General features: G+C 72.1%; 22 protein-coding genes and 1 pseudogene. 12 read left to right on the top strand and 11 right to left on the bottom strand.

All coding sequences use genetic code 11. The features are described 5' to 3' along the window. Positions 1-101: 101 nt before the first annotated feature. Positions 102-1520 (top strand): annotated as a pseudogene (locus tag ACIRJR_RS24970) (GNAT family N-acetyltransferase); the annotation flags it as partial. Here the strand turns inward: ACIRJR_RS24970 and ACIRJR_RS24965 are convergent. After that, on the bottom strand, positions 1411-2685 hold the full coding sequence (locus tag ACIRJR_RS24965; protein WP_403784448.1) for a trans-sulfuration enzyme family protein: 1275 nt from the start codon (positions 2683-2685) through the stop codon (positions 1411-1413). The pseudogene ACIRJR_RS24970 and the gene ACIRJR_RS24965 sit on opposite strands and share 110 nt — an antisense overlap. Before the next feature lie 59 nt (positions 2686-2744). On the opposite strand from ACIRJR_RS24965, the gene ACIRJR_RS24960 reads away from it, so the two are divergent. The 3 genes from ACIRJR_RS24960 (at position 2745) to ACIRJR_RS24950 (ending at position 5978) form a co-directional block, all read left to right on the top strand. Further along, entirely contained in the window at positions 2745-3266 is a 522-nt protein-coding gene (locus tag ACIRJR_RS24960; RefSeq protein WP_403784446.1) for an Lrp/AsnC family transcriptional regulator, read from the top strand. A 73-nt stretch (positions 3267-3339) separates the two neighbouring features. Beyond that, a complete protein-coding gene (locus ACIRJR_RS24955; RefSeq protein ID WP_403784444.1) occupies positions 3340-5028 on the top strand; it encodes a DUF885 domain-containing protein in 1689 nt (562 codons plus the stop codon). Positions 5029-5108: 80 nt separating this feature from the next. Continuing rightward, the gene (locus ACIRJR_RS24950) at positions 5109-5978 is read left to right on the top strand and encodes an ATP-grasp domain-containing protein (protein ID WP_403784442.1); all 870 of its coding nucleotides are present in this window, start codon (positions 5109-5111) and stop codon (positions 5976-5978) included. A 68-nt stretch (positions 5979-6046) separates the two neighbouring features. Here ACIRJR_RS24950 and ACIRJR_RS24945 read toward each other — a convergent pair whose 3' ends face one another. Next, positions 6047-6532 (bottom strand): rhodanese-like domain-containing protein, encoded by a 486-nt coding sequence (locus ACIRJR_RS24945; RefSeq protein ID WP_403784440.1) that lies wholly within the window; start codon positions 6530-6532, stop codon positions 6047-6049. Positions 6533-6626: 94 nt separating this feature from the next. Here ACIRJR_RS24945 and ACIRJR_RS24940 point away from each other — a divergent pair, with 94 nt between their 5' ends. After that, on the top strand, positions 6627-7073 hold the full coding sequence (locus ACIRJR_RS24940) for an Lrp/AsnC family transcriptional regulator (RefSeq protein WP_403784438.1): 447 nt from the start codon (positions 6627-6629) through the stop codon (positions 7071-7073). On the opposite strand, the gene ACIRJR_RS24935 is transcribed toward ACIRJR_RS24940, so the two are convergent. The 3 genes from ACIRJR_RS24935 to ACIRJR_RS24925 all read right to left on the bottom strand — a co-directional run bounded on the left by ACIRJR_RS24935 (position 7063) and on the right by ACIRJR_RS24925 (position 12047). Further along, a complete protein-coding gene (locus ACIRJR_RS24935; RefSeq protein WP_403784436.1) occupies positions 7063-10116 on the bottom strand; it encodes an AAA family ATPase in 3054 nt (1017 codons plus the stop codon). The genes ACIRJR_RS24940 and ACIRJR_RS24935 overlap by 11 nt on opposite strands. Beyond that, a complete protein-coding gene (locus tag ACIRJR_RS24930) occupies positions 10113-11279 on the bottom strand; it encodes an exonuclease SbcCD subunit D (RefSeq protein ID WP_403784434.1) in 1167 nt (388 codons plus the stop codon). Before ACIRJR_RS24930 ends, ACIRJR_RS24935 begins: the two co-directional genes overlap by 4 nt. A gap of 108 nt (positions 11280-11387) precedes the next feature. Beyond that, positions 11388-12047, bottom strand: coding sequence for a YigZ family protein (locus ACIRJR_RS24925; protein WP_403784432.1), 660 nt, complete (start codon positions 12045-12047; stop codon positions 11388-11390). Positions 12048-12129: 82 nt separating this feature from the next. Here ACIRJR_RS24925 and ACIRJR_RS24920 point away from each other — a divergent pair, with 82 nt between their 5' ends. The 3 genes from ACIRJR_RS24920 (at position 12130) to ACIRJR_RS24910 (ending at position 14677) form a co-directional block, all read left to right on the top strand. Further along, entirely contained in the window at positions 12130-12546 is a 417-nt protein-coding gene (locus tag ACIRJR_RS24920) for a CoA-binding protein (protein ID WP_403784430.1), read from the top strand. A 720-nt stretch (positions 12547-13266) separates the two neighbouring features. Continuing rightward, on the top strand, positions 13267-13644 hold the full coding sequence (locus ACIRJR_RS24915; RefSeq protein WP_403784428.1) for a hypothetical protein: 378 nt from the start codon (positions 13267-13269) through the stop codon (positions 13642-13644). A gap of 199 nt (positions 13645-13843) precedes the next feature. Continuing rightward, positions 13844-14677, top strand: a complete 834-nt coding sequence (locus ACIRJR_RS24910) for an aminoglycoside N(3)-acetyltransferase (RefSeq protein WP_403784426.1) — start codon at positions 13844-13846, stop codon at positions 14675-14677. Between the two features lie 72 nt (positions 14678-14749). Here ACIRJR_RS24910 and ACIRJR_RS24905 read toward each other — a convergent pair whose 3' ends face one another. Further along, positions 14750-15334 carry a helix-turn-helix domain-containing protein gene (locus ACIRJR_RS24905; RefSeq protein ID WP_403784424.1) on the bottom strand — a complete coding sequence of 195 codons (585 nt, stop codon included), beginning with the start codon at positions 15332-15334 and terminating at the stop codon, positions 14750-14752. A 94-nt stretch (positions 15335-15428) separates the two neighbouring features. On the opposite strand from ACIRJR_RS24905, the gene ACIRJR_RS24900 reads away from it, so the two are divergent. Further along, positions 15429-16295: an EamA family transporter gene (locus tag ACIRJR_RS24900; RefSeq protein WP_403784422.1), complete on the top strand. Its 867-nt coding sequence runs from the start codon at positions 15429-15431 to the stop codon at positions 16293-16295. A gap of 33 nt (positions 16296-16328) precedes the next feature. Here ACIRJR_RS24900 and ACIRJR_RS24895 read toward each other — a convergent pair whose 3' ends face one another. Next, complete coding sequence (locus ACIRJR_RS24895; RefSeq protein ID WP_403784420.1) at positions 16329-17081, bottom strand: acyltransferase; 753 nt, start codon at positions 17079-17081, stop codon at positions 16329-16331. A 149-nt stretch (positions 17082-17230) separates the two neighbouring features. Between ACIRJR_RS24895 and ACIRJR_RS24890 the strand changes: the two genes are divergently transcribed. Next, positions 17231-17764 carry a gamma carbonic anhydrase family protein gene (locus ACIRJR_RS24890; RefSeq protein WP_403784418.1) on the top strand — a complete coding sequence of 178 codons (534 nt, stop codon included), beginning with the start codon at positions 17231-17233 and terminating at the stop codon, positions 17762-17764. Positions 17765-17860: 96 nt separating this feature from the next. Here the strand turns inward: ACIRJR_RS24890 and ACIRJR_RS24885 are convergent, their stop codons facing one another. Continuing rightward, positions 17861-18523 (bottom strand): DedA family protein, encoded by a 663-nt coding sequence (locus tag ACIRJR_RS24885; RefSeq protein ID WP_403784416.1) that lies wholly within the window; start codon positions 18521-18523, stop codon positions 17861-17863. 134 nt (positions 18524-18657) lie between these two features. Continuing rightward, the gene (locus tag ACIRJR_RS24880) at positions 18658-19095 is read right to left on the bottom strand and encodes a DUF4442 domain-containing protein (RefSeq protein ID WP_403784741.1); all 438 of its coding nucleotides are present in this window, start codon (positions 19093-19095) and stop codon (positions 18658-18660) included. 109 nt (positions 19096-19204) lie between these two features. Between ACIRJR_RS24880 and ACIRJR_RS24875 the strand changes: the two genes are divergently transcribed. Both ACIRJR_RS24875 and ACIRJR_RS24870 read left to right on the top strand, forming a co-directional pair. Then, the gene (locus ACIRJR_RS24875) at positions 19205-20224 is read left to right on the top strand and encodes a hypothetical protein (RefSeq protein ID WP_403784414.1); all 1020 of its coding nucleotides are present in this window, start codon (positions 19205-19207) and stop codon (positions 20222-20224) included. A gap of 67 nt (positions 20225-20291) precedes the next feature. Then, positions 20292-21602 carry an MFS transporter gene (locus ACIRJR_RS24870; protein WP_403784412.1) on the top strand — a complete coding sequence of 437 codons (1311 nt, stop codon included), beginning with the start codon at positions 20292-20294 and terminating at the stop codon, positions 21600-21602. Here ACIRJR_RS24870 and ACIRJR_RS24865 read toward each other — a convergent pair. Then, the gene (locus tag ACIRJR_RS24865; RefSeq protein WP_403784410.1) at positions 21564-22409 is read right to left on the bottom strand and encodes a spermidine synthase; all 846 of its coding nucleotides are present in this window, start codon (positions 22407-22409) and stop codon (positions 21564-21566) included. The two genes, ACIRJR_RS24870 and ACIRJR_RS24865, sit on opposite strands and share 39 nt — an antisense overlap. A 40-nt stretch (positions 22410-22449) precedes the next feature. Beyond that, entirely contained in the window at positions 22450-23301 is an 852-nt protein-coding gene (locus tag ACIRJR_RS24860; protein WP_403784408.1) for a patatin-like phospholipase family protein, read from the bottom strand. Between the last annotated feature and the right edge of the window lie 46 nt (positions 23302-23347).

Raw genomic sequence — 23347 nt, 5'->3', positions numbered from 1 at the left:
CAGGACACGGAAAAGGTGCTGAAGGCGACCAGATCCACACGTAACCCATCAGTCACAATCCGTTCGTGATCAGGCAACACCGTTCGGTCACAGTTGAGGACATGACTGATGTGACATCCGCGAAGAGTGCCCGCCGTCCGCACCACTGGCGGCGGGACCTGATCGAGCTGGCGGCCCTCTTCACCGCGGTCGCCGTGGCCGACGCGATCGCCAACCTGATCGGGCACCAGCCCGACGGTCCCTATCTGCTCATCGCCTCGGCCGTGGCCCTCGTCGCCACGGCCGCGTTCCACACCTGGTGGGCACGTCGCCACAGCCACGCGCCGCCCCCGGACACCGATACCGGCGGCGGCCAGGAACTCCCCGCCGCCGGGGAGCTGACCGAAACGGTGCTGTGGCGGATGCGGACGACCGTGCGGGACGCCCCCGGGACCCTGGCCGCTCTCTGCACCGCCCTGGCGACTCACCGCGTGGACATCCTCACCCTGCAGACCCACCCGCTGGCCGACGGCACCGTCGACGAGTTCCTGCTGCGCGCTCCCGCGGCGCTGCCGGCCCACCAGCTCACCCGGGAGATCTCCGACGCCGGCGGTTCCTCCACGTGGATCGAGCGCGCCGACGCGCACGACCTGGTGGACACGCCCACCCGGGTCCTCGGCCTCGCCACCCGCACCGCGCTGGACGCCGCCGAACTCCCGCTGGCACTGCGGCAGCTCCTGGGCCGGTGCACCATCCACTCACTGCCCGCCCTGTCGATCACCGGTCGCCCCACCGGGGAGAGCGCTCCGGTGGAAGGCGTCCTCGAGGACACCGTGATGAGGCTGCGCGACCCGTCGGGCGGGGTCATCAGCGTCGAGCGCCCCTACCTCCCCTTCACCCCGACCGAGTTCGCCCGCGCACGGGCCCTGGTCGAGCTCGACGCGCGGCTCGGTCCGCGCGTGCCCCGCAGCGAGGACGTCCTGACCCTCCCCGAGGGCAACGAGATCACCGTGCGCCGCGCGGACCAGGGCGACCTCGACGCCGCCCTCGCCATGCACGGCCGCTGCTCCGAGGGCACGCTCGGCCTGCGCTACCACGGTCCGGTCCGGGACGCCGACCGGTATCTGGACCACCTGCTGAGCCCGCGCTTCGGCCGCACGCTCGCCGTGCAGACGGCCTCCGGCCGGCTGGTGGCGCTCGGTCACCTGCTCTGGGACGGGGACGAGACCGAGGTCGCGCTCCTCGTCGAGGACGACTGGCAGCGCCGCGGCATCGGCTCCGAGCTGCTCAGCCGACTGGTGGCCCTGGCCGTCGAGGCGGGGTGCGAGAGCGTGTACGCGGTGACCCAGGCCCACAACACGGGGATGGTGGCCGCCATGCGGGCGCTCTCGCTGCCTCTCGACTACCAGATAGAGGAGGGGACGCTGGTGATCACGGCCCGACTGGCCGAGGTTCCTGCCCAGCAGCTCGAACGGCCGGCGACGGGACCGGCGACACGGCCGGGGACGCCGTCGACGCCCCGGACCGATTCGGCGGAGCGGCACTTCGGTCGCTGAGCGCCTGACAGAGATCGGCCCAGAGGTCCTCGACGTCCTCGAGGCCGACCGACATGCGCAGCAGACGGTCGCCGACACCCGCGGCCCTCCGGTCTCCCTCACCCACGATGCGGTGGCTGATGGAGGCCGGATGCTGGATGAGGGTGTCCACACTGCCGAGGCTCACAGCGGGCGTGATCAGCCGGACCCCCGCGATGATCCGGTGAGGATCCCCGAACACCTCGAAGGACACCATCGCACCGCCGATCTCCGGGTAGTGCACCCGCGCGACGCGGGGGTCGGCCGAGAGCCTGCGGGCCAGTTCCGCCGCTGCGGCGGACGCCGCCCGGATCCGGACCGGCAGGGTGGACAGCCCGCGCAGCAGCAGATAGCCGGCCATCGGGTGCAGCACCCCGCCGGTGGCGAAGCGCACCTGCCGCAGGGTCGCGGCGAACTCCTCGTCGCAGGCGACGACGCCGCCCATCACATCACCGTGACCGCCCAGGTACTTGGTGGCGCTGTGCAGCACTATCCGGGCGCCGTGCTCGAGAGGCCGCTGCAGCACGGGGGTGGCGAAGGTGTTGTCGACGAGGAGCGGCACCGAGCCGCAGGAGTGCGCCACGGCCCGGATGTCGAGCTCGGCCAGCGTCGGGTTGGCGGGCGTCTCGACCATCACCAGACCGGTGTCCGGACGGATCGCGTCGGCGACGCCCGCGGGATCCGTCCAGGTCACCTCGGTGCCCAGCAGGCCGGCACCCAGCAGGTGGTCGCTGCAGCCGTAGAGCGGGCGCACGGCGACCACATGCCGCAGCCCCAGGCTCGCACGGGCCAGCAGGACCGCGGTGAGCGCCGCCATTCCGCTGGCGAAGGCGACCGCGCCGGAGGCGCCCTCCAGCCGGGCGAGCGCCGTTTCGAAGCGGCCTGTCGTCGGATTGTCCAGCCGTGCGTACACGGGCGGCCCGTCGGGCCTGGCCCCGGTGGCGGCGAAGGCGTCGATGCGCGCGGCCTCACCCCGGGAGTCGTACGAGGGATAGGTGGTGGACAGGTCGATCGGCGCGGCGTGCAGACCGAGAGAGGCGAGATCGTCGCGTCCGGCGTGCACCGCTTCGGTGGAGAGGGCCCTGGACCGGAAGGAGGGCTGGGATGTCAGCGAGGAGGCTTCGGTGTCCATGTCACCAGACTGAACAGGAGCCGGATGAATGCGGCCTGTCGCCGTGCTACGTTCGCCCGATGGCTGAATCAGTCGTACTGGATCCGGTGGACCTGCACATTCTGCGTCTCCTGCAGAACGATGCGCGGACGACGTACCGGGAGCTCGCCGCCGAAGTCGGGGTGGCGCCGTCCACATGCCTGGACCGCGTGGCACGGCTGCGCCGCTCCGGCGTGATCCTCGGACACCGCCTGCGGCTCGACCCGGCACGGCTCGGCCGCGGCCTGGAGGCGCTGCTGCTGGTTCAGGTCCGGCCGCACCGCAGGGAGCTCATCGGTCCGTTCGTCGAACGCATCAGGGCGCTCCCCGAGTCCCGGGCGTTCTTCCATCTCACCGGGCCCGACGACTACCTGGTGCACGTCGCCGTCTCGGACCCGACGGATCTGCAGCGCCTGGTGCTCGACGAATTCACCTCACGCCGCGAGGTGGCGCGTGTGGAGACCCGGCTGATCTTCCAGCAGTGGGAGTGCGGCCCTCTGATGCCGCCCACGGCGGACGCGCGGAATCCGGCCGACTCCGCGGAGACGCGCCCCGGCTCCTGAGCACCGGGGGATCTTCCTGGCCGAAGTCCCTTCCCCCGTGACGGGAGGGCCCCCGCCGTACGAGGATGTCCGTATGTCAGACACATCGAGCAGCGCACTGCCGCGCCAGGTCGCCGACGCCTACGTCGACGCGTACATCGAACTCGACCCGATCACCGGTACCTATCTCGGTGTCGCGGAAAGCTCCCGCCGGCTGCCCGATTTCTCGCCCGCCGGTCAGGCCGCCATGGCCGGACTCATCCGCAGCACCCTGGCGGAACTCGACGCCGCGGAGCGGGTCCCGGGAGCTGAGGCCGACGAGGAACGGCGTTGCGCCCGCCTGCTGCGCGAGCGCCTCACAGCCGAACTCGCCGTCCATGACGCCGAGGAGGGGCTGCGGGCCGTCTCCAACATCCACTCTCCGGCACACAGTCTCCGTGACGTGTTCTCGGCGATGCCGACGGCGACCGACGAGGACTGGACGGCGGTCGTGGACCGTCTGCGTGCGGTTCCCGCGGCACTCGAGGGGTACCGGGCCTCGCTCGCGCTCGGCCTGGAGCGCAAGCTGTACGGCGGCCCGCGCCCGACAGCGACGTTCGTCGGCCAGCTGGAGACCTGGGCGGGAGAGAACGGCGGCACGGCGTTCTTCCAGGACTTCGTGACCGAGGGGCCGGAAGCCCTTCGCGTGGAGCTCGACCGAGCAGCCGGGCGGGCCACCGGCGCGCTGGTCGCGCTGCGGGACTGGATGAGGGACGTGTACGCCCCCGCGGTCGAGGGCGCCCCCGACACCGTCGGCCGGGAACGCTACGCCCGCTGGGCGCGCCAGTTCAACGGCACGGATCTGGACCTCGACGAGGCCTACGCCTACGGCTGGTCCGAATACCACCGGCTGCTGGCCGAGATGAGGACCGAGGCGGACAAGATCCTCCCGGGAGCCGGCCCTTGGGAGGCGCTCGCCCACCTCGACGTGCACGGCAGGCACATCGAGGGCGTGGACGAGGTCCGGGTCTGGCTGCAGGGCCTGATGGACGAGGCCATCGAGGCACTCGACGGCACCCACTTCGAACTCGCCGAGCGGGTACGGAAGGTCGAGTCCCGGATCGCTCCTGCCGGAGGTGCCGCAGCTCCGTACTACACGGGGCCCTCGGAGGACTTCTCACGACCGGGCCGCACCTGGCTCCCCACCATGGGCGAGACCCGCTTCCCCGTCTACGACCTGGTGTCCACCTGGTACCACGAGGGTGTGCCCGGCCACCACCTGCAGATTGCGCAGTGGACGCACGTCGCCGACAGCCTGTCGCGCTACCAGGCGTCGGTCGGCCAGGTCAGTGCCAACGCCGAGGGGTGGGCGCTGTACGCCGAGCGGCTCATGGACGAGTTGGGCTACCTGCCCGACGCGGAGCGCCGCCTGGGCTATCTGGACGCCCAGATGATGCGCGCCTGCCGGGTCATCGTCGACATCGGCATGCATCTGGAGCTGGAGATCCCCGCGGACTCACCGTTCCACCCGGGCGAGCGGTGGACTCCGGATCTGGCCGAGGAGTTCTTCGGCAGCCACAGCGGGCGGCCCGCCGACTTCGTGGAGAGCGAGCTGACCCGCTACCTGTCGATGCCGGGGCAGGCCATCGGCTACAAGCTGGGCGAGCGCGCCTGGCTGCTGGGACGGGAGAACGCCAGGAAGGCTCACGGCGACTCGTTCGACCTCAAGGCCTGGCACATGGCGGCCCTTTCACAGGGGTCGCTCGGACTGGACGACCTGGTCGACGAGTTGTCCAAGCTCTGAGGCCGGAGGGCGCCGGGGGCACGCACGCCCCCGGCCCGCCCCGCCCCTCACCCGCTGACGGCCCGAAGGACGGACACCGCATGACTCCGCCCGGCTTCCTGTTCTGCCGCGACCCGCTGCGGCGGGGCCACCCCGATCCCCGGTTCGCCCAGGAGGTGGCCGCCGCGCGGCGCGCCGGCGCGCGGATCGCCCTGCTGGACCACGACGCGCTGCTCGCCGGGGACACCCGGGCCGCGACGGGGAGGGTCGCCCGGGACTCGGGGGCGTACGGGTACCGAGGCTGGATGATTCCGCCGGGACGTTACGAAGAACTGGAGCGCACCCTCACGGGCCGTGGCTGCTCGCTGCTCACCGACGCCTCCGCGTACCGCACCGCCCATGAACTCCCGGGATGGTACGAGGCGTTCGCCGGCCTCACTCCGCGCAGCGTCTGGCGTGCGCTGTCCGCCGGAGAAGCCCTTCCGGGCCCTGCCGTCTGGTCCGGCCTCGCCGGGTCCCTCGCCCCGGGCCCCGGGATCGTCAAGGACTTCGTGAAGTCCCGTAAGCACGAGTGGCACGAGGCGTGCTTCGTGCCGGAGCTGGCGGACGTGGACCGGCTCACCGGCGTCGTGGGCCGGTTCGTCGAGCTGCAGGGCGACTTCCTGGCCGGCGGAGTGGTGCTGCGGGAGTACGAGCCGTTCGTGCCCGGCGGTGAGGCGCGGGTGTGGTGGGTGGACGGCGAGGCCGTGCGGGTGACGGCTCATCCGGACACGCCCGGCCGGGTGCCGGAGCCCGGACTCGGCGCCGTCGGCGAGGCCGTGCGCGCGCTCGGCTGCCGCTGGGTCACCACCGACCTGGCGCTTCGGAGGGACGGGGTGTGGCGCGTGGTGGAAGTCGGTGACGGCCAGGTCAGCGGCCTGCCGGCCGACGACGACGGCGAGTGGCTGTTCGCCGCGCTCCTCGCCTCCTGATCCCGTTTCACCGGGCTCATGAGCGGTCCGCCGGGGGTGCCCCGGACGCGGGCCCGGGGCCCGCTCCCTCAGCAGCCGCAGTCGCCGGCCTCCACGGGTGCCGTGAGCGGGTCGGCGGGGCGCCGCTCGGGCCCCTCCCAGGTCTCGAAGGTGAACCCCTCCCGCACCCAGTACTCGAATCCGCCGAGCATCTCCTTGACCTGATAGCCGAGTCCGGCGAGCGCCAGAGCGGCCCGGGTCGCTCCGTTGCAGCCCGGTCCCCAGCAGTAGGCGACCACGGGGACGGCCGGGTCCAGGAGGGCGGCCGCCTTCTCGCCGATCAGGTCGGTCGGCAGGTGCACCGCGCCGGGGACGTGCCCCTGGTCCCAGGACGCGCCGGACCGGGTGTCCAGCACGACGAATCCGGGGTCGCCGTCACCCTCCAGGGCACGTGCCACGTCCGATACGTCCGCGTGGAAGGCGAGTGAGGCACCGAAGTACGCGACGGCGGCTGCCGGGGAGGCGGGCGGTACCCGGAGGACGGGATGGCCGGTGATGCTGGTCGGTGAGGTCATGCCCGGAAATCTACGGCCGGTCCCCCACCGTCCGGAAGCGGTGATCCCCGGCACATCGCTTGATCGGCAGGGGCTTCCCCTGTTGTGTGGCCCCATGACCGAGTATTCCCCGGACGCCACGGACTGGCGCATCCTCGATGTCCTGCAGCGCGACGGACGCGCCACCTTCGCCGAGCTGGCACGCGCCGTGGCGATGTCCCCGAGCGCCGTCACCGAGCGGGTGCGCCGCCTCGAGGAGGTGGGGGTGATCAGCGGCTACACCGCGGTGGTGGACCCCGAGCGGCTGGGACTGCCGATCCTCGCCCTCGTACGGCTGCGCTATCCCAACGGCAACTACAAGCCGTTCCACGACCTCACGGACACGACGCCGGAGATCGTGGAGGCCCACCATGTGACCGGTGACGACTGCTTCGTACTGAAGGTGACCGCCAGGTCGATGCGCCACCTGGAGGAGGTCACGGGACGGATCGGCGCCCTCGGCTCCGTGACCACCAGCGTCGTCTACTCCTCGCCCCTCCCCCGCCGGGCGATCAGCCGCTGAGCATGCCGGCCGCCCGGTGGACCACGGCTGAGCCCTGCCGCTCCTTCACCACCTCGAGCTGGGCCGGGATGCGGCGGCGGAGGTCGGCCACGTGGCTGACGATGCCGACGCTGCGGTCGCGTTCGCGCAGGGAGTCGAGAACGTCGAGCACCTCGTCCAGCGTCTGGTCGTCCAGGCTGCCGAAGCCCTCGTCGATGAAGAGCGTGTCGAGGCGCACGCCGCCCGCCTCGTCCGTCACCACATCGGCGAGCCCGAGGGCCAGGGCGAGCGAGACGAAGAAGGTCTCTCCGCCGGACAGCGTGGCCGTGTCGCGCTCCCGGCCCGTCCACGAGTCGACGACGTGCAGGCCGAGTCCCGCCCTGCGGCCTCCGCTGCGCTCGTCGGAGTGGACCAGCGTGTAGCGGCCCGACGACATCAGCTGGAGGCGGGCCGTCGCCGCGGCGGCCACCTGTTCGAGGCGGGCGGCCAGGACGTACGCCTCCAGACGCATCTTGCGTTCGTTGTCCGCGGAGGTGCCCGCGGTCAGGCCGGCGAGGCGGGCCACCCTCTCGTACTCCTGACGCCGTGGCCCCAGGGCCCGCACCGCGTCCTCGACCCGGCGCGAGAGCCTGTCGAGCTCCGCCGCACGCTCCTGCGCGGCGGCGTGCACGGCGGCGCTGTCCCTCAGGCGCCTCGCGGACAGGTCGTACGCCGCCTGCGCCGCGTCCGGCGTCGCGGCCGGACGGCCCGCGGCGGTCCGGGCGTCCTCCTCGGCGAGCCGGTCGGCGACCGCCGCGGCCTCCGTCTGCCAGGCATCGATCCGGTGCTGGAGCTCCCGCTGCGCGGTGTCGCCGAGGAGCTTCGCGGCGGCCGCGCGCGGGGTGTCGAAGCCCGCCCGGAAAGCGGCGTCGGCGAGCCTCCCGTCGGCTTCCTTGAGCCGCTCCGCCGCCTCCTGCTCCGCGCGGAGCGCTTCGGCTGCGCCGGCGACCAGGCCTGCGCGGCGCTCGAGCAGTGCGGCGTGCTCCGCCACGGAGGCACAGGCGCCGCGGGCCGTGACCAGCTCGTCCTCCAGCGCCGCCTGTTCACGGTCGAGGGCTTCCCTCTGCGAGGTGCGGGCGGCCGCGCGCCGTTCGGCCCGCTGCCGGTCGTCGAGGCGGCCGAGGTGCTCGCGCTCGGCAGTGGCGAGGGCCTCCCTGGCCGCGTGCGTTCCCGCGGCCAGGCGGTGCGCGGTGGCGTGCTCCCTGGTGAGGTTCTCGACGGCCTCCCGCAGTGCGGCCACGGAGGTCAGGCCCCGGTCCGCCGGCTCGTCGGAACCGGCTCCGTCCTCCGGCGCCGCCGACTCCGCCCGCGCCGCCGCGAGGCGTTCCCGCAGGACTCCGAGTTCCCTCTCCGCCCCGGCACGTGCCCGGTCGGCCAGCTGGTGGGCGGTGAGCGCCTCCTCCTCGGTGGCCCGGTCCACATGACCGGCCTCCGCGCGGGCGGGCTCCGGGTGCTCGGCGGATCCGCACACCGTGCAGGCCGTGCCGTCGACCAGCTGACCGGCCAGCTCCGCCGCGATGCCACGCAGCCGCTGCTCCCGTAGCGCGAGCCACTTCTCGTGCGCGTGCACGGCGGTCTCACGCGCGGTGGTCAGGGCGACCGCGGCCGTTTCCTCATGTGCGGCGAGGGCGTCACGCCGGCGCGCCGCCTCCAGCCTCCCGCGTGCGGGGGCGAGCCGGCCGGCCAGTTGTTCCGCGCGGGTCGCCGCGTCCTGACCGGCCTCCACGTCTTCCCGGAGGCTGCGGTGGGTGGCGTCCCATCCGGCCAGCCACTCCGCGGCTTCCTGGATCAGTTCGTCGTCGGAACGGGACTGCCGTTCCAGACCGGCCAGTTCCGCGTCGATCTCCTTGCCGCGCCGTTCGGCCCGGCGCGCCGCGCCGAGTCCGCCCAACTGCGCGCGGAGGGCCCGTTCCTTCCCGGCCAGCTGCTCATGACCTGCTTCGGCCAGTTCCGGGGGCAGCCCTGCGCGGGACCGCTCACGTGCGCCTGCGGCCGTGCGGTGGGCCCGCTCCGCCGCTTCGCGCAGCTCGAGCGCCGGGGAGACCAGGTCCGCCTTGCGCGCGCGGGCCAGCTGCTCGTGGCACCGGTCGCGTTCCGCACGGCGGTCCTCCAGCCCCGCGGCACGGCGGCGGGTCTCCTCGTACCGCTGCTGGAGCCGGGCCAGTTCTCGCTCGGCCTCCAGCGCCCGGTGTGCGGCGGCGTGCCGCTCCTCCGCCCCGGCCAGGAGGCACCGGGCGATGTCGACCCGCTCACCGGCTCCGCCGCGCGCGACGGCGGCCCACTGCAGGACGCCCTCCGCGAGACCGGGTTCACCGGGCCGCTCGACGGGCAGCACCGCCTCGTCCGCCGCCGGGCCGGCCGCCTGCGCGATGCGCTGGGCGAGCGCGAGGATCTGCTCGTCACCGGCCCTGACCCGGGCCTCGGCCTCACGCCGCTGCTCGGCGAGCCGCTCCTCGACGGCGGCGAAACGACGGGTGTCGAAGAGCCGGCCGAGCAGCCTGCCCCGCGCCTCCGCGTCCGCGCGCAGGAACCGCGCGAAGTCGCCCTGCGGCAGCAGCACGACCTGGCAGAACTGCTCGCGGCTCATTCCGACGAGGCTGCCGATCTCCTCACCGATCTCCTGGTGGGAGCGGCTGAGCGCCTTCCAGCCGTGTCCGGGGTCGTATTCCCGCAGCCAGCTCTGCGCCTTCTCCGTCGTGAAGCCGCCGCCCCTCTTCTTGGGACGGGGCTGAGCGGGCCGCCGGGTCACTTCGAGCCGGCGCCCCCCGACCGTCAGCTCCAGGCGCACCTCGGTAGGCCGGTCCACCGGGGCGTGGTCGCTGCGCAGCGAGGTGCCCGGGCTCTGCCTGGCCCCGGGCACCGCGCCGTACAGGCCGTAGCAGACGGCGTCGAGGACGGAGGTCTTGCCCGCACCGGTCGGGCCGTGCAGCAGGAAGATCCCGGCGGAGGACAGGGCGTCGAAATCGACTTCCTGAGTGTCACCGAAAGGTCCGAACGCGGTCAGGGTGAGTCTGTGCAGCCTCAACGGGACACCTCGTCGATCACGTCGCCGACCCGTACGTCGTCGAAGGCGGCCCGCAGCACCGTCCGCTCCTGCGCGCTGGGACCGCTTCCGCCGCGTACATGGGCCACAAAGTCCTCCGCCACCTGCTGGTCGTCACGCCCCTTGAGCCGCTGGGCGTACGACGCGAGGGGGTCCTGGGGGGTGCGCTCGGGGTCGAAGACCAGGCTGAGGGTGTGCGGGAACCGGGCGAGCAGCCGGGCCATCGGTTCGTCCGGCCGCGCGGGGTCGGTGAGGCTGGCTTCCACCCACGATCCCGTGTGCCGTTCGAGGGCCGCGTCCTCGAGCAGGGCGCCGAGGCGTCCCCGGAGGCGTGCGAGCGGGCGCGGGACGGGGCAGTCGACGCGTTCGGCCCTCAGGTCTCCACCGGCACCGAGGTCGATCAGCCACATCGTCTTGCGGTGCGTGTGCTCCGAGAAGGAGTAGGCGAGCGGCGATCCCGAGTAGCGCACACGCTCCGTGATCCTCTGGCTTCCGTGCAGATGACCGAGGGCCACGTAGTCGACGCCGTCGAAGACGCCCGCGGGGACGGCCGCGACGCCGCCGACGGTGATGTCGCGTTCGCTGTCGCTGGGGTCTCCGCCCGCCACGAACGCGTGGGCGAGGACCACGGAGCGGGTGCCGTCCGGCCGCGAGGCCAGATCGGCCCGCACCCGGTGCATGGCTGCCGTCAGGACGGCTTCGTGCCCCGCCTTCGGCGCGCCCAGGCTGTCCCGGACGAGGGCGGGCTCCAGATAGGGCAGACCGTAGAACGCGACGTCCCCTTGCGTGTCGCGCAGCACGACCGGGGTGGCGCAGTCGGCCGGATCGGTACGGAGGTGGATCCCGGCCCGCGCCATCAGTCCGGCGCCGACACCGAGCCTGCGCGCGGAGTCGTGGTTCCCGGAGATCATGACGGTCGGGACACCTGCGTCGGCGAGCCGGTGGAGCGCGTCGTCGAACAGCTGGACGGCGGCAAGCGGCGGCACGGCCCGGTCGTAGACGTCGCCCGCCACGACGACCGCGTCGACCTCGTGCTCCCGCACCGTCTCCACCAGGTGGTCGAGGAAAGCGGCCTGGGCATCGAGCATCGGGACACGGTGGAACGACCGCCCCAGATGCCAGTCCGAGGTGTGCAGGATCCTCATGGCATCACTCCGACGGCTCCGACCCGCATGTTCCACTTCCTCCACCCCCCAGGACCCGGCCGGTCCTCCGCTCCGCCGCCTCCGACGTACGCGGCCGGCCCGACCACGCTAATGCCGCGCGGCCCCGGATCCCTCATCAGGCCCGACATCCCCGTAGGCCTCACCACCCAGCTCGAGCTTCGCGGAGCCGGCCGTGGCATCGGCCAGCCAGGCTCTGAACGCTTCGACATCGGCGTCCGCCAGCCCGATCGCGATGGTCACCGCCTCGGCGTAGGTCACGTCGTGGACGGCGGTACCGGTGGCACGCAGATCGTTCTCCAGCTTGCCCGCCCGCTGGTGGTCCACGGTGACGGTGGCGAGACGGAAGCGACGGCGAGTGGTCGTGCCCAGGGCGTCCAGCGCCTCCCCGACCGCTCCCCCGTAGGCCCGGATCAGTCCGCCCGCACCGAGCTTGACCCCGCCGAAGTAGCGGGTAACGACGGCGACGGCGTACCGCATCTCGCGGCGCATGAGCATCTGCAGCATGGGTACGCCGGCCGTACCGCCGGGCTCTCCGTCGTCACTCGCCTTCTGCACCGAGGCATCGGCGCCGATGACGTAGGCGAAGCAGTTGTGGTTGGCGGCGGGGTGCTCCTTGCGGACGCGCGCGACGAACTGCTGCGCCTCCGCCTCGGTGGCGGCGGGGGCGAGAGCGCAGAGGAAGCGTGAACGGCTGACCTCGGTCTCGTGCACGCCCGCGCGGGCGACTGTCCGGTACTGCTCCTGCATCGGTCCAGCTTATGTGCCGTTGCGACCGGCACATTCACCCTCCCGTGGGGAATGGCCGGGTGCGACCGCCCGTTGTCAGGGCATGTACGCAGACGATGAGACGGTGCGCAGGATCCTCCAGGAGACCGGCGACACGTGGGCGGTGGTCGGCCTGTCGAACAACCGCTCCCGCGCGGCCTACGGGGTGGCGGAGATCCTCAAGCGCTTCGGCAAGAGGGTGGTTCCCGTCCACCCCAAGGCCGAGACGGTCCACGGCGAACAGGGGTACGCCTCGCTGGCGGACATACCCTTCGCCGTCGATGTGGTGGATGTCTTCGTCAACGGCGAGCTGGCGGGCGGTGTCGCCGACGAGGCGGTGGCGGCCGGCGCCAGGGCGGTCTGGTTCCAGCTGGGAGTGGTCGACGAGGAGGCGTACGAGCGCACGCGCGCGGCGGGCCTCGCCATGGTGATGGACCGCTGCCCTGCGATCGAGATCCCCCGCCTGGCCCCTCGCTCCTGACCGGTGGGCCGGTGACCGCCCGGCCGGTGTGGCCGCCGGGTCGGTGTGGCCGCCTGGCGCACCCCCCTGGTGCCTGAGCACCTCCACTTCGGGTGGCCGGGCCCGCTTCAGCCACCGTCCGGCCCGCGCACGTGCCGCGGGCCGGACGGTGCTGGCGCGCTCGTTCCGCCCGGGCGCGCACGGAAGGCGGCGAAGGCTGTCGAGATGGCCGGCACGCCTGAGCCACTCGACCGGGCAGGCGGTGTCCGCGCCTCGCCGCCGGGACACCCCTGCCCAGCGCCGCGCGGACCCGCACCCCACACCGTCCCTGTCGACGAACCGATCACTCCGCACCGAGCGGCCGCCTCGAGAGGGGGCTTCCACCTCTCTCGCTTCAGTTTAATTCAATACTAAAGCGCAACGAGAAACAGAAGAGCGGTCCGCATCAATGCGGACCGATAACAATCGACACCGATATTCACGGCCGGATACACCACTCCACCACCATGATCACACATACTGAATAAGCCATTCCGCTTTTTCGGCCGAATCGATGCTGTCCGAAATCATCCTCGGTAAAGATAGGGTCACGGAGCGGCGGCACAGGTTGCCGTTACTCCGCTGCAAGGGGTAGGACTTGATCACCCCACCAGCCGAGAGAAATCGCCACGCCCTGAAACCGCCTTGACCGGCCGGACGGCGATGACATCTCGCAGAGCTCTACATGAAGGATGAATATCAGTGAAATTCCAGAAGCGTGTGGCGCTGACATCAGCCGGAATCGCATTGGCCGCATGGGGATTCAGCGCCCCCGCTCAGGCTGCCACACCTGGAGCCGCTAATTCCGTTCAGGTCGCCGCCAGTTCCGTCCAGATCCAGGGGACGATCAAGTGCGCCCCGGAGAGCAAGAACTACACGGTGGGATCGAAGATCGCGCCTGTGCGGTCCGGCCCGCACGATCAGGCGTCGCAGATCGACGTCGTCTACCCCGGAAACAGCGTGCATGGCTACTACCACTGCATCAACGGGGAGAGCAAGATCTTCGTCTGCATCGGAGTCTGCAAGGTCAGCGAGACCGGAATCTCAGGACGCTGGGTATTCCGTGGACACCTGAGCTGAGTTTCATCCTCACTCCCTGATGCGGGCCGTCGGACCTTTCCGGCGGCCCGTTTCGGATTTCCCTCGTCGCCGAGTACCGCTATTGGCGGACCGGTGAGGCGATACCGCCTGATCAAGGCGGTGCATTGTCGTCACCCCGGCCGACCGCGCAATCACAGGACGAGTGTCGCTGTCGTTCCGGGCGGGGAGGATGTCTGCCATGACAGAACATCTCCTCAGCGGAGACGACGTGGCTGCCCACGTCTCCGAGCTCGGCGTGAAGCGGGGCGGTGTCCTGCTCGTGCACGCGTCGATGCGCAGCATGGGGAAGGTCGAGGGGGGAGCCCGGACCGTCGCGGCCACCCTGAGCAGGGTGCTCGGGCCGCAGGGCACTCTGGTGGTCCCCTCCTTCACTCCGGAGAACTCCGACACGTCCCGTCCCTACCTGGAACGCGTCCGCGGCTTGGACGCGGAGGCCCGGGAGGCGGTCCGAGCCCGTATGCCGCCCTACGGCAGGGACTCCCCCGCACCGTCCATGGGCCGGCTGTCCGAGACGGTGCGGCTGGCCGCGGGGGCCGAGCGCAGCGACCACCCGCAGACCTCCTTCAGCGCGCTCGGCGCCGCGGCCGGGAAACTGACCGCGGGCCATCGCCCCGACTGCCACCTGGGCGAGGATTCACCGCTGGCCCTCCTGTACGAGTCCGACGCGCAGATCCTGCTGCTCGGGACGGACTACAGCACCTGCACGGCCTTCCACCTGGCCGAGTACCGGGTACCCGATCCCCCCAGGCGCAGCTACCGCTGCGTGGTCACGGCGCACGGCCGGCCCCAGTGGTGGGAGTACGAGGACGTGGATCTGGACGACAGCGACTTCGGCGCGCTGGGGCGCGACTTCGAGCGGTCGGGCCATGACACAGCCGTGCGCTCCGGGCGGGTGGGACGGGCGCAGAGCCGCCTCATCAGGTTCACGGCTGCCGTGGACTTCGCCGTGGGGTGGCTCGTGGACCACCGGCCGGCGCGTTCCGGAAGCGCCTCTCGGACACCCGGACCCTGACCAGCATCGCCCCCGGCGACGCGGCCGGTGCACGCCCGGAGGACGCGCCCTTTGACAGCACCGGCGAACCGCTCACCTATCCTCTCTCCGCACCGGCGGGATCGTCACCGCCATGGTCAGGTCGGCGGGCTCGGGGCCCTCGTTCCGGTAGCTGTGCGGCACGTGGGCCTCGAAGGTCGCGGAGGTTCCGGCGGGGATCACGTGGGGCTCACCGTCGACGACGAGCGTCAGTTCGCCCGCCGATACGTGGAGCAGCTCCACCGTCCCTTCGGGGTGCGGATCGGAGGCGCTGCCCTCGCCGGGCATCAGATGCCAGGACCAGAGCTCGATGGGCCCCCTGGCCTCCGCCCCCACCAGCAGGGTGGTGTGACTGCCCGCGTCCGTCGACCACATGCGCACCGCCTGATTCGCGGGCACCAGACGCACCTGGGTTCCCTGCTCGTAGTCGAGCAACGTGGTGATGCTGACGCCCAGCGCGTCGGCGAGCTTGACGGTGGTGCCGACACTCGGGTTCGTGCGCGCCTGCTCGATCTGGATGATCATGCCTCGGCTGACCCCCGCGCGAGCGGCAAGGGCGTCCAGGGTGAAGCCGCGCTCGCCCCGCCAGCGCTTGAGGTTGCGGGCGAGCGACTGGGTCAGCTGGTCGAGGTCAGACACATTCCGTCCAATATGCTAGATTACAGAGTAGAAAATATTGCACTACGGTGAGGTGTACCCATCCGACCACCGCACTGTACTGCGAGGCTCCCCGATGACCGCACTGTTCGCCCTGGCCACGAGCCTGTTGTGGGGCCTGGCCGATTTCGGTGGCGGGCTGCTCACCCGGCGCACGCCCGCCCTCACGGTGGTCGTGGTGTCGCAGGGCATCGCGACCGTCGTCCTCGGGGTCGTCGTGATCGCGACCGGCGGCTGGAGCGAGGCCGGAAGCCTGCTCTGGTTCGCGGTCGCGGCGGGGGTGGTCGGCCCGGTCGCGATGCTCAGCTTCTACAAGGCGCTCGCCCTGGGGCCGATGGGAGTGGTCTCCCCGCTCGGCTCCCTGGGGGTGGCGGTACCCGTGGGAGTGGGCCTGGTCGTCGGTGAGCGTCCGGGCTCGGCGCAGCTCGCCGGAGTGGCGGTCGCCGTCGTGGGGATCGTCCTGGCCGGCGGGCCGCAGCTGCGGGGGGCACCGGTACAGCGCCGGGCGGTCGTACTGACCCTGCTGGCCGCCTTCGGCTTCGGCGCGGTGATGACGTTGATCGCGGAGGCCTCCACCACGGTGACCGGTCTCTTCCTCGCGCTCTTCGTCCAGCGCGTCACGAACATCGCGGTCGGCGGTACGGCCCTGTACGTCTCCGTGCGCCGCGGCGGCCGGGCCCTGCCCGAGGAGGGCGGACTCGGCGTCGTACGTGCCGCCCTCCCCGCTCTGGCCTTCGTCGGACTGGCCGACGTCGCGGCCAACGGCACTTATTCGATCGCCGCTCAGCACGGCCCGGTCACCGTGGCCGCCGTCCTGGCCTCGCTGTATCCGGTGGTGACGGCGCTGGCGGCACGAGGTGTGCTGGGTGAACGGCTGCGCGGGCTCCAGGCGGCGGGCGCGGGGCTTGCCCTGATCGGAACGGTCCTGCTGGCGACGGGCTGAGGATCCCGGCGGGCGAGCCTGCCACGCCGGTGCTCAGGCTCCTTCGACCTGGTCCTCCAGCAGCAGAGCGACCGCGGCCAGCTGCTCGGAGGTGACTCCGTCCGGGATCGGCACCGGTGCCGGTGTACGAAGAGGCGGCTGCCAGCCCTTCTCGGGATCCCAGCTCCGCACCACGCGGGCGGGCGCCCCGGCCACCACCGCGTGGTCGGCGACCTCTCCACGTACGACGGCCCCCGCCGCGACCACGACGTTGCGGCCGAGCCTGGCACCCGGGAGGATCACCGCTCCGGTGCCGATCCAGCACCCGGGGCCGATCACGACCGGCTCCATGCGTGGCCACTGCCTGCCGACCGGCTCGTCGGGGTCGTCGTAACTGTGGTTGGTCGAGGTGATGTAGACGTAGGGGCCGCAGTAGGTGTCCGAGCCGATCGACACCGACGTGTCGGCGATGACATGGCTTCCCCGGCCCAGCACCACACCGTTGCCCAAGGTCAGGATGGGCTCCGAGCCGAGGTCGAGATCAGGCATCAGGCCGGCGGTGAGCGTCACCTGTTCGCCGATGATGCAGTGGTCGCCCAGTTCGATCCACGACTCCCCGAAGACCGTGCCCTGCGGAAAGGCGAGCCGGGTCCCCGCACCGATCCGGCCGAAGCGGAGCCGCCCGGGGTGCTGCGCCGTGACCGCCCCCGCCTCCTGTGCCCAGGCCCAGACACGGTGGACGGCGTGCGACATGAGACCGCGCCGCCGACGGGCCAGCGAGGAGAACAAGTTCCGGTTCTTCGGCACCCGCTCACGGTAGTCGGCCCGGCCGGAGTCGATCGGCGCTCCGCGCTGTGATGTTCACCCCACCTGTCCTGGCCCGTGGAAGCGTCGATTACGGTTCGTGCGGAACCCGGGGCGCCGCGCGCACCACACCCCCAGCGGAGGAGCAGGCGATGGCAGAGCAGGCATTGGTCACCGGCATCGGCGGCAAGGAGCCGGACATCGACCCGGACGCCTTCCTCGCCCCGACCTCCGTCGTCATCGGCGAGGTGTCGATGGCCGCGGGCTCCAGTGTCTGGTACCAGGCCGTGCTGCGGGCCGACTGCGGCCCGATCACGCTCGGGCCCGACAGCAACATCCAGGACAACTGCAGCGTGCACACCGACCCCGGCTTCCCGCTGACGGTGGGCGCCAGGGTCTCGGTCGGCCACAACGCGGTGCTGCACGGCTGCGTGATCGAGGACGACGTCCTCGTGGGCATGGGGGCCACCGTGCTCAACGGCGCGCACATCGGCGCGGGTTCGCTGATCGCGGCTCAGGCCCTCGTGCCGCAGGGGATGCGGGTCCCGCCGGGCTCCCTCGTCGCCGGCGTACCCGCCAAGGTGAGGCGGGAGCTGACCGCCGAGGAGCGCGAGGGCATCGCCTTCAACGCGGCGGGCTACGTGGAGCTGGCCAAGGCCCACCGCACGGCTCACCAGGAGGGCTGACGACCCGCGCGCCGTCCACGGCGGACCGCGCCGCCGCCCACGGCCCCGGGACGGCGCATCTGGCCTGCGGGGTCACGCCTCCGGCCGGGCCGGGAGTCAGTCGGCCGCGGGCACCGCGTCCGGCTCACGCGCCGGCACGGGGTCCTCCGCCTGCTCCGCCGCCTTCTTGGCCCGGTTCTTGAGCACCAGCATCGAGATCACGCCGATGAGCACGGCGGCCAGCAGCCCCAGCCACGAGAAGCGCTTGAGCCACGCCTCGGCGACGACTCCCACCGAGTAGATGACGGCGGTGGTGCCGCCGGCCCAGACGATCCCGCCGAACACGTTGGCGATCAGGAACTTCCAGTACGGCATGCGCAGCACACCGGCCAGGGGCCCCGCGAAGATGCGCAGGAGTGCGACGAAGCGGCCGAAGAAGACCGCCCACATGCCCCACTTCTCGAACGAGCGCTCCGCCAGTGCGATCTGAGGAGCCCCGAAGTGCTTGGGGAACCTCCCGCCGAGCCAGGCGAGCAGTGGGCGCCCGCCCTTGCGTCCGATGGCGTAACCGATCGAGTCCCCGATGATCGCCCCGGCCGACGCGCAGGCGCCGAGGACCACGGGGTCGATCTCACCGTGCTGGGAGGCGAGGAGCGCCGAACTCACGAGCACGATCTCGCCCGGCAGCGGGATGCCCAGACTCTCGAGTCCGATGACGACCCCCACCAGGAGGTAAATACTGACCGCGGGTACGGTCTCGAGCCACTCCTGGACGTGCACGCCGGTCCCTCCCGTAACAAATCTTCCGCCGTGCACCACGAGTGGTGCACGGCGGGCAGCCTACCGGGCCGGGCGGGTGGAAGCGCCGCCGCGCCCCCGGCCCGGGAAGGGACCGGCCGGGGCCGGGCGAGGGGTCAGCGGTTCGGGCGCAGCGTCCAGACCACGGTCATCTCGCTGGTGACAGCGCCATCGGCACGTCGGATCTCCACGCCGACCGTGAACTCGGGGCGCTTCCCCTCGTCCAGTTCGGCGACGACCTCGGCCACCGGGCGGCCCAGCACCGCGGTCGCGGTGAGCCCGCCCATCGCGACCTTCTTGAAGGACATCTCCGTGGTGACGACCAGCGGGACGGCCCGGGCCATCTGGTCACCGAAGGCGGCGACGACGATCGCGCCGCTCGCCGACTCGGCGAGCGTGAACATCGCTCCGGCGTGGGGTCCGCCGACGTGGTTGTGGTACTCGGCCCGGTCGGGGAGCGAGAGGACCGCGCGCTCGACGGTCGTCTCCAGGTACTCGATGCCGAGGGTGCGGACCATCGGGACGCTCGCGGACAGGATGTCGCCGACCGTCATCTCTTCAGTGCTCATGCCGTCGATGTTACTAGCGAGTAGCAGGCTTTGACCATCCCCTCACAGGGGTGCCCGTAGCAGCGCGCGCCGGGCCCCTCTATGGTTACTGGCCATGTGGCCAGGACAGCAGCCGCCCGGGGGCGAGCAGAACCCGCAGGACCAGAACCAGAACCCGTACCAGCAGCCGGGGTACCAACAGCCCAATCCCTACCAGCAGCCGGGATACCAGCAGCAGGGCTACCCGCAGCCGAACCCGTACCAGCAGCCGACCGTGCCGCAGTACGCGGTACCGGGCGGCCCGGGCGGGCCCCGGCCCGACGACAGGAAGAAGACGACGATCGTCGCCGTCGTCGCGGCCACCGCGGTCGTCGTCGCTGCCGTCGTCACCGGCGTCGTCGTCATGAACAAGGACGACAAGGGCGGCTCGGCCGGGGCCGACGGCAAGTCGTCCTCCTCACCGTCCGCGAAGGCGTCCGACACCGCGTCCTCCCCCGCGGCGAACCCGCGGGGTGGCGAGGACGCCGCACCGACGGTTCCCGGCTGGAAGGTCGTGACCAATCCCAAGTGGGGCACGCAGTTCGACGTGCCCGGCGACTGGGAGATCTCGGGATCCGGAGTGGCCTCCGGTTTCGGGGATGTCAAGGACCCCACGGGAGCCCCGCTCGTCACCTTCTCCGCACCCGCCCACTACAAGAGCAAGTGGTGCGTGGACGACACCGACAAGGACGGCGTCAAGGAGGAGACCGGACTGGCCAGCGTCGGCACCAAGGGTGCCCAGGGCGCCAAGAGCACCGAGGAGGCCGCCAGGAACGAGGCGGGCACCTGGGTCTGGGCCGCTTACGCGCAGACGGACGGCAAGGACAAGGTCAAGGTCGGCAAGCCCAGCGCGTACACCACCAAGTCCGGTCTCTCCGGCAGCGTCGTGACGGCGACCGCGACCGGGCTCGCCAACAAGAAGAAGTGCGACACGGACGGCAAGTCGATCGCGTTCACCTTCACGAACGGCAAGGGAGAGTTCTCGACCTGGATCCTCCACGCCAACGCGGGGATCGACGACGAACTTCCGGACACCACCATCCAGAAGATCCTCAGCACGGTGCGCCTGGCCGAGGGCGCCGAGAGCACTTCCTGAGCCTGCGGCTCACGCGTCCCGGACCGCCCATTTGGCGGGAGGGGGCTCCGGCGGGGATAGTCCCTTGGTGACTTCCGCCCCCGCCTCCCCGTCCCGCGGCCGCCGCTCCCTTCCGGGAGGCCGCAACTTCGGTCTGCTGACCGCCGCCGCGATCATCACCGGCCTGGGCGCCAACGGCGCACTGATCGCGGCGGCGTTCGCCGTCCTGGAGTCGGGCGGCGACGCCGCCGACGTCGGCCTGGTGGCCGCCGCGCGCACGGCGCCCCTGGTGCTCTTCCTCCTGATCGGCGGCGCGGTCGCCGACCGGCTGCCGCGCCACCGGGTGATGGTGGCCGCGAACACCCTCAACTGCGTCTCACAGGCGGTCTTCGCCTGGCTGGTCCTCACGGGCACCGCCGAGCTGTGGCACATGATGATCCTGACGGCGCTCTGCGGGACCGGGCAGGCCTTCTTCGGTCCGGCTTCCGAGGGGATGCTGCTCTCCAGCGTCGACGGGGAGCAGGCGGCCCGCGCCTTCGCCCTCTTCCGGATGTCCATGCACGGCGCGGCCATCGGCGGCGCGGCCCTCGGCGGCGCCATGATCGCGGCCATGAACCCCGGCTGGGTGCTGGCCGTCGACGCGGCGGCGTTCGCCGTCGCGGGTGCGCTCCGGGCCTTCCTCGACGTGAGCCACATCCCCGTGCGCGTGCCGGGCGGGGGGCTGCTCGCCGACCTCCGGGAGGGCTGGCAGGAGGTGGCCGGCCGCCCCTGGCTCTGGGCCGTCGTGCTGCAGTTCTCCGTGGTCGTGGCCGTCGTCGGGGCCGCCGAGGCGGTGTACGGGCCGCTGGTGGCCCGGGACGAGCTCGGAGGAGCCCGCCCCTGGGGATTCGCTTTGGCGGCGTTCGGGGTCGGCACGCTGGGCGGGGCGCTGCTGATGATGCGCTGGAAGCCCCGGCGGCTGCTGCTGGCCGGAACGCTCTGCGTGTTCCCGCTGGCCCTGCCCTCGGCGGGCCTCGCGATCCCGCTGCCGGTGGCCGGCCTCTGCGCGGTGATGTTCGTGACCGGGGTCGCCATCGAGGTGTTCGGTGTCTCCTGGATGACCGCCCTTCACCAGGAGATCCCGGAGGACAAGCTGTCCCGGGTGGCGGCGTACGACTGGTTCGGTTCGGTCGCGATGGTGCCGCTGGCGACGGCGGCGGCAGGACCGGTGGAGACGCTCGTCGGCCGCAGTACGGCCCTGTGGGGCTGTGCCGCGCTGATCGTGCTGGTCACGGGGGGCGTGCTGCTCGTCCCGGACGTACGGAACCTGACACGCCGCAGCGCGGTGAAGAAGGTCAGCGTCCCGGCACCGGCCCGGGAGTCAGCCGATGCCGAAGGCGCCGTCGGGGGGCTCGGGTGAGGCCACGGCCTCGCTGTCCCGCACGGGCCTCGCACCGCCGACGAGCCGGGTGAGTGCCAGGCCGTGCTCGACCCGGGCGGGGAACACGTCGGCGGCGCACAGCCTGGTCAGCGACGCGATGTCGAGGGGGACACGGGAGGCGATCAGCACGGCGTTGCCGAAGCGGCGCCCGCGCAGGACGGCCGGTTCGGCGATGAGGGCGAGTTCGCCGAACACCGCCGCGAAGTTGGCGAGTTGCGACCGCAGGAAGGTGAAGGGCGCGCCGTCGGCCAGGTTGGCCGCGTAGACGCCGTCCGTCCGCAGGACCCGCGCGGCGGCCCGTGCGTACTCGACGGAGGTCAGGTGCGCCGGCACCCGCGCCCCGCCGAAGACATCGGCGATCAGGAGATCGGCGGATCCTTCCGGAGCCGCTTCGAGCCACTCCCGCGCATCGGCGCCGTGGACGGTGATCCCGGCCCCCCGCGGCAGCGGCAGATGCTCGCGGACGAGCTCGACGAGACCCCGGTCCGCCTCCGCCACGTCCTGCCGCGAGCCGGGGCGGGTCGCCGCGACGTAGCGCGGCAGTGTGAGCGCGCCTCCGCCGAGGTGCACCGCGTCCAGCGGAACCCCGGGGGCTCCGGACCGGTCCACCACGTGGCCGAGCCGTCGTACGTACTCGAATTCGAGGTGCTCCGGCTCGTCGAGGTCGACGTACGACTGCGGGGCTCCGTCGACCGTGAGCAGCCACGCCCGGTCCCGGTCCACGTCGGGCAGCAGCCTGGCGGTGCCGCAGTCGGTGTCGCGGATGACGGGTATCGGCTCGTTCACTCCCCCATTGTGACGGGCGTTCGGCCCGCCTCCCGCCCGGTCAGCCGCTCCACACCGCGGCGACCGCCTCGGTGTGCGCCGCGGACTGGGCGAGGCCCGCCCTGGCTGCCGCCGCCCTTCGTGCGGGGTCCAGTGAGTTGCGGCCGATGGCCTTCCTCGTGCCGGCGTCCGGGGTGATGACCTCGACCCGGGCGCCCGCGGCCTCCAGTTCGGCGGCCTGCGCGCGCGCCGAGACGATCACCTTGTTGCCCGTGGCGGTGGGGGCGATCACGACGACGCGCTCGTAGCCCGCGGCGAGCTGGGCGTTGGCCGGGGAGTGGACGCCCCCGTCGATCCAGCTCCCGCCCCCGGCACTGACGACGGGCCAGACCATGGGAACCGCGCAACTGGCGGTGACCGCGTCGGCGAGCGGGACCGTGCCGGTCCTGTCGAAGGTGTGCAGCGTGCCGGTGGACGCGTCCACGGCGGTGACCAGCAGGTGCCGTTGCGGCCAATCGGCTGACGGAAGCCGGCCGGCGATCATCTCGCGCCGACCGGCCGCGGCCGTCGCGGGCCGGCCGGCCCTGGCCAGGGCGCCCAGCCTGCGGCCGTAGTCCTCGGGTGTGCGGGAGGAGAGCGCCGCTCTCGCGTAGCGGAGGATGGTGACGGGGCCGAGCCGGCCGGCTGCCCCGCTGTCGTCCTCCGGGTCGGCGAGCTGGCGTTCGTAGAGGTCGCCGACGGCGACGAGGTCCGAGGCGAGCTGCGCCCCGACGATGGCGCCCGCGGAGCTCCCGACGATCAGATCGGCGGTGGAGAGGTCGACTCCCGCCTTGGCGAGCCCGTGCAGGATGCCGGTTTCCCATGCGGTGCCGGTGACTCCTCCGGCACCCAGGACGAGTGCTGTGTCTGCCATGGGGCCCAGTCTGCCGCAGAAGGCGCGGCCCGCCTCCCCCGGGTCG

This window comes from Streptomyces sp. NPDC102402, from assembly GCF_044765765.1.
Lineage (GTDB): Bacteria > Actinomycetota > Actinomycetes > Streptomycetales > Streptomycetaceae > Streptomyces.
This window is presented reverse-complemented; position numbering and strand designations above follow the sequence as displayed.

Excerpts from the sequence above, each read along its gene's own strand:
- ACIRJR_RS24910 (WP_403784426.1), top strand. The coding sequence starts at position 13,844 with ATGACAGAACATCTCCTCAGCGGAGACGACGTGGCTGCCCACGTCTCC.
- ACIRJR_RS24875 (WP_403784414.1), top strand. The coding sequence starts at position 19,205 with ATGTGGCCAGGACAGCAGCCGCCCGGGGGCGAGCAGAACCCGCAGGAC.
- ACIRJR_RS24960 (WP_403784446.1), top strand. The coding sequence starts at position 2,745 with ATGGCTGAATCAGTCGTACTGGATCCGGTGGACCTGCACATTCTGCGT.
- ACIRJR_RS24945 (WP_403784440.1), bottom strand. The coding sequence starts at position 6,532 with ATGACCTCACCGACCAGCATCACCGGCCATCCCGTCCTCCGGGTACCG.
- ACIRJR_RS24950 (WP_403784442.1), top strand. The coding sequence starts at position 5,109 with ATGACTCCGCCCGGCTTCCTGTTCTGCCGCGACCCGCTGCGGCGGGGC.
- ACIRJR_RS24955 (WP_403784444.1), top strand. The coding sequence starts at position 3,340 with ATGTCAGACACATCGAGCAGCGCACTGCCGCGCCAGGTCGCCGACGCC.
- ACIRJR_RS24890 (WP_403784418.1), top strand. The coding sequence starts at position 17,231 with ATGGCAGAGCAGGCATTGGTCACCGGCATCGGCGGCAAGGAGCCGGAC.
- ACIRJR_RS24860 (WP_403784408.1), bottom strand. The coding sequence starts at position 23,301 with ATGGCAGACACAGCACTCGTCCTGGGTGCCGGAGGAGTCACCGGCACC.
- ACIRJR_RS24940 (WP_403784438.1), top strand. The coding sequence starts at position 6,627 with ATGACCGAGTATTCCCCGGACGCCACGGACTGGCGCATCCTCGATGTC.
- ACIRJR_RS24925 (WP_403784432.1), bottom strand. The coding sequence starts at position 12,047 with ATGCAGGAGCAGTACCGGACAGTCGCCCGCGCGGGCGTGCACGAGACC.
- ACIRJR_RS24900 (WP_403784422.1), top strand. The coding sequence starts at position 15,429 with ATGACCGCACTGTTCGCCCTGGCCACGAGCCTGTTGTGGGGCCTGGCC.
- ACIRJR_RS24930 (WP_403784434.1), bottom strand. The coding sequence starts at position 11,279 with ATGAGGATCCTGCACACCTCGGACTGGCATCTGGGGCGGTCGTTCCAC.
- ACIRJR_RS24920 (WP_403784430.1), top strand. The coding sequence starts at position 12,130 with ATGTACGCAGACGATGAGACGGTGCGCAGGATCCTCCAGGAGACCGGC.
- ACIRJR_RS24965 (WP_403784448.1), bottom strand. The coding sequence starts at position 2,685 with ATGGACACCGAAGCCTCCTCGCTGACATCCCAGCCCTCCTTCCGGTCC.
- ACIRJR_RS24880 (WP_403784741.1), bottom strand. The coding sequence starts at position 19,095 with ATGACGGTCGGCGACATCCTGTCCGCGAGCGTCCCGATGGTCCGCACC.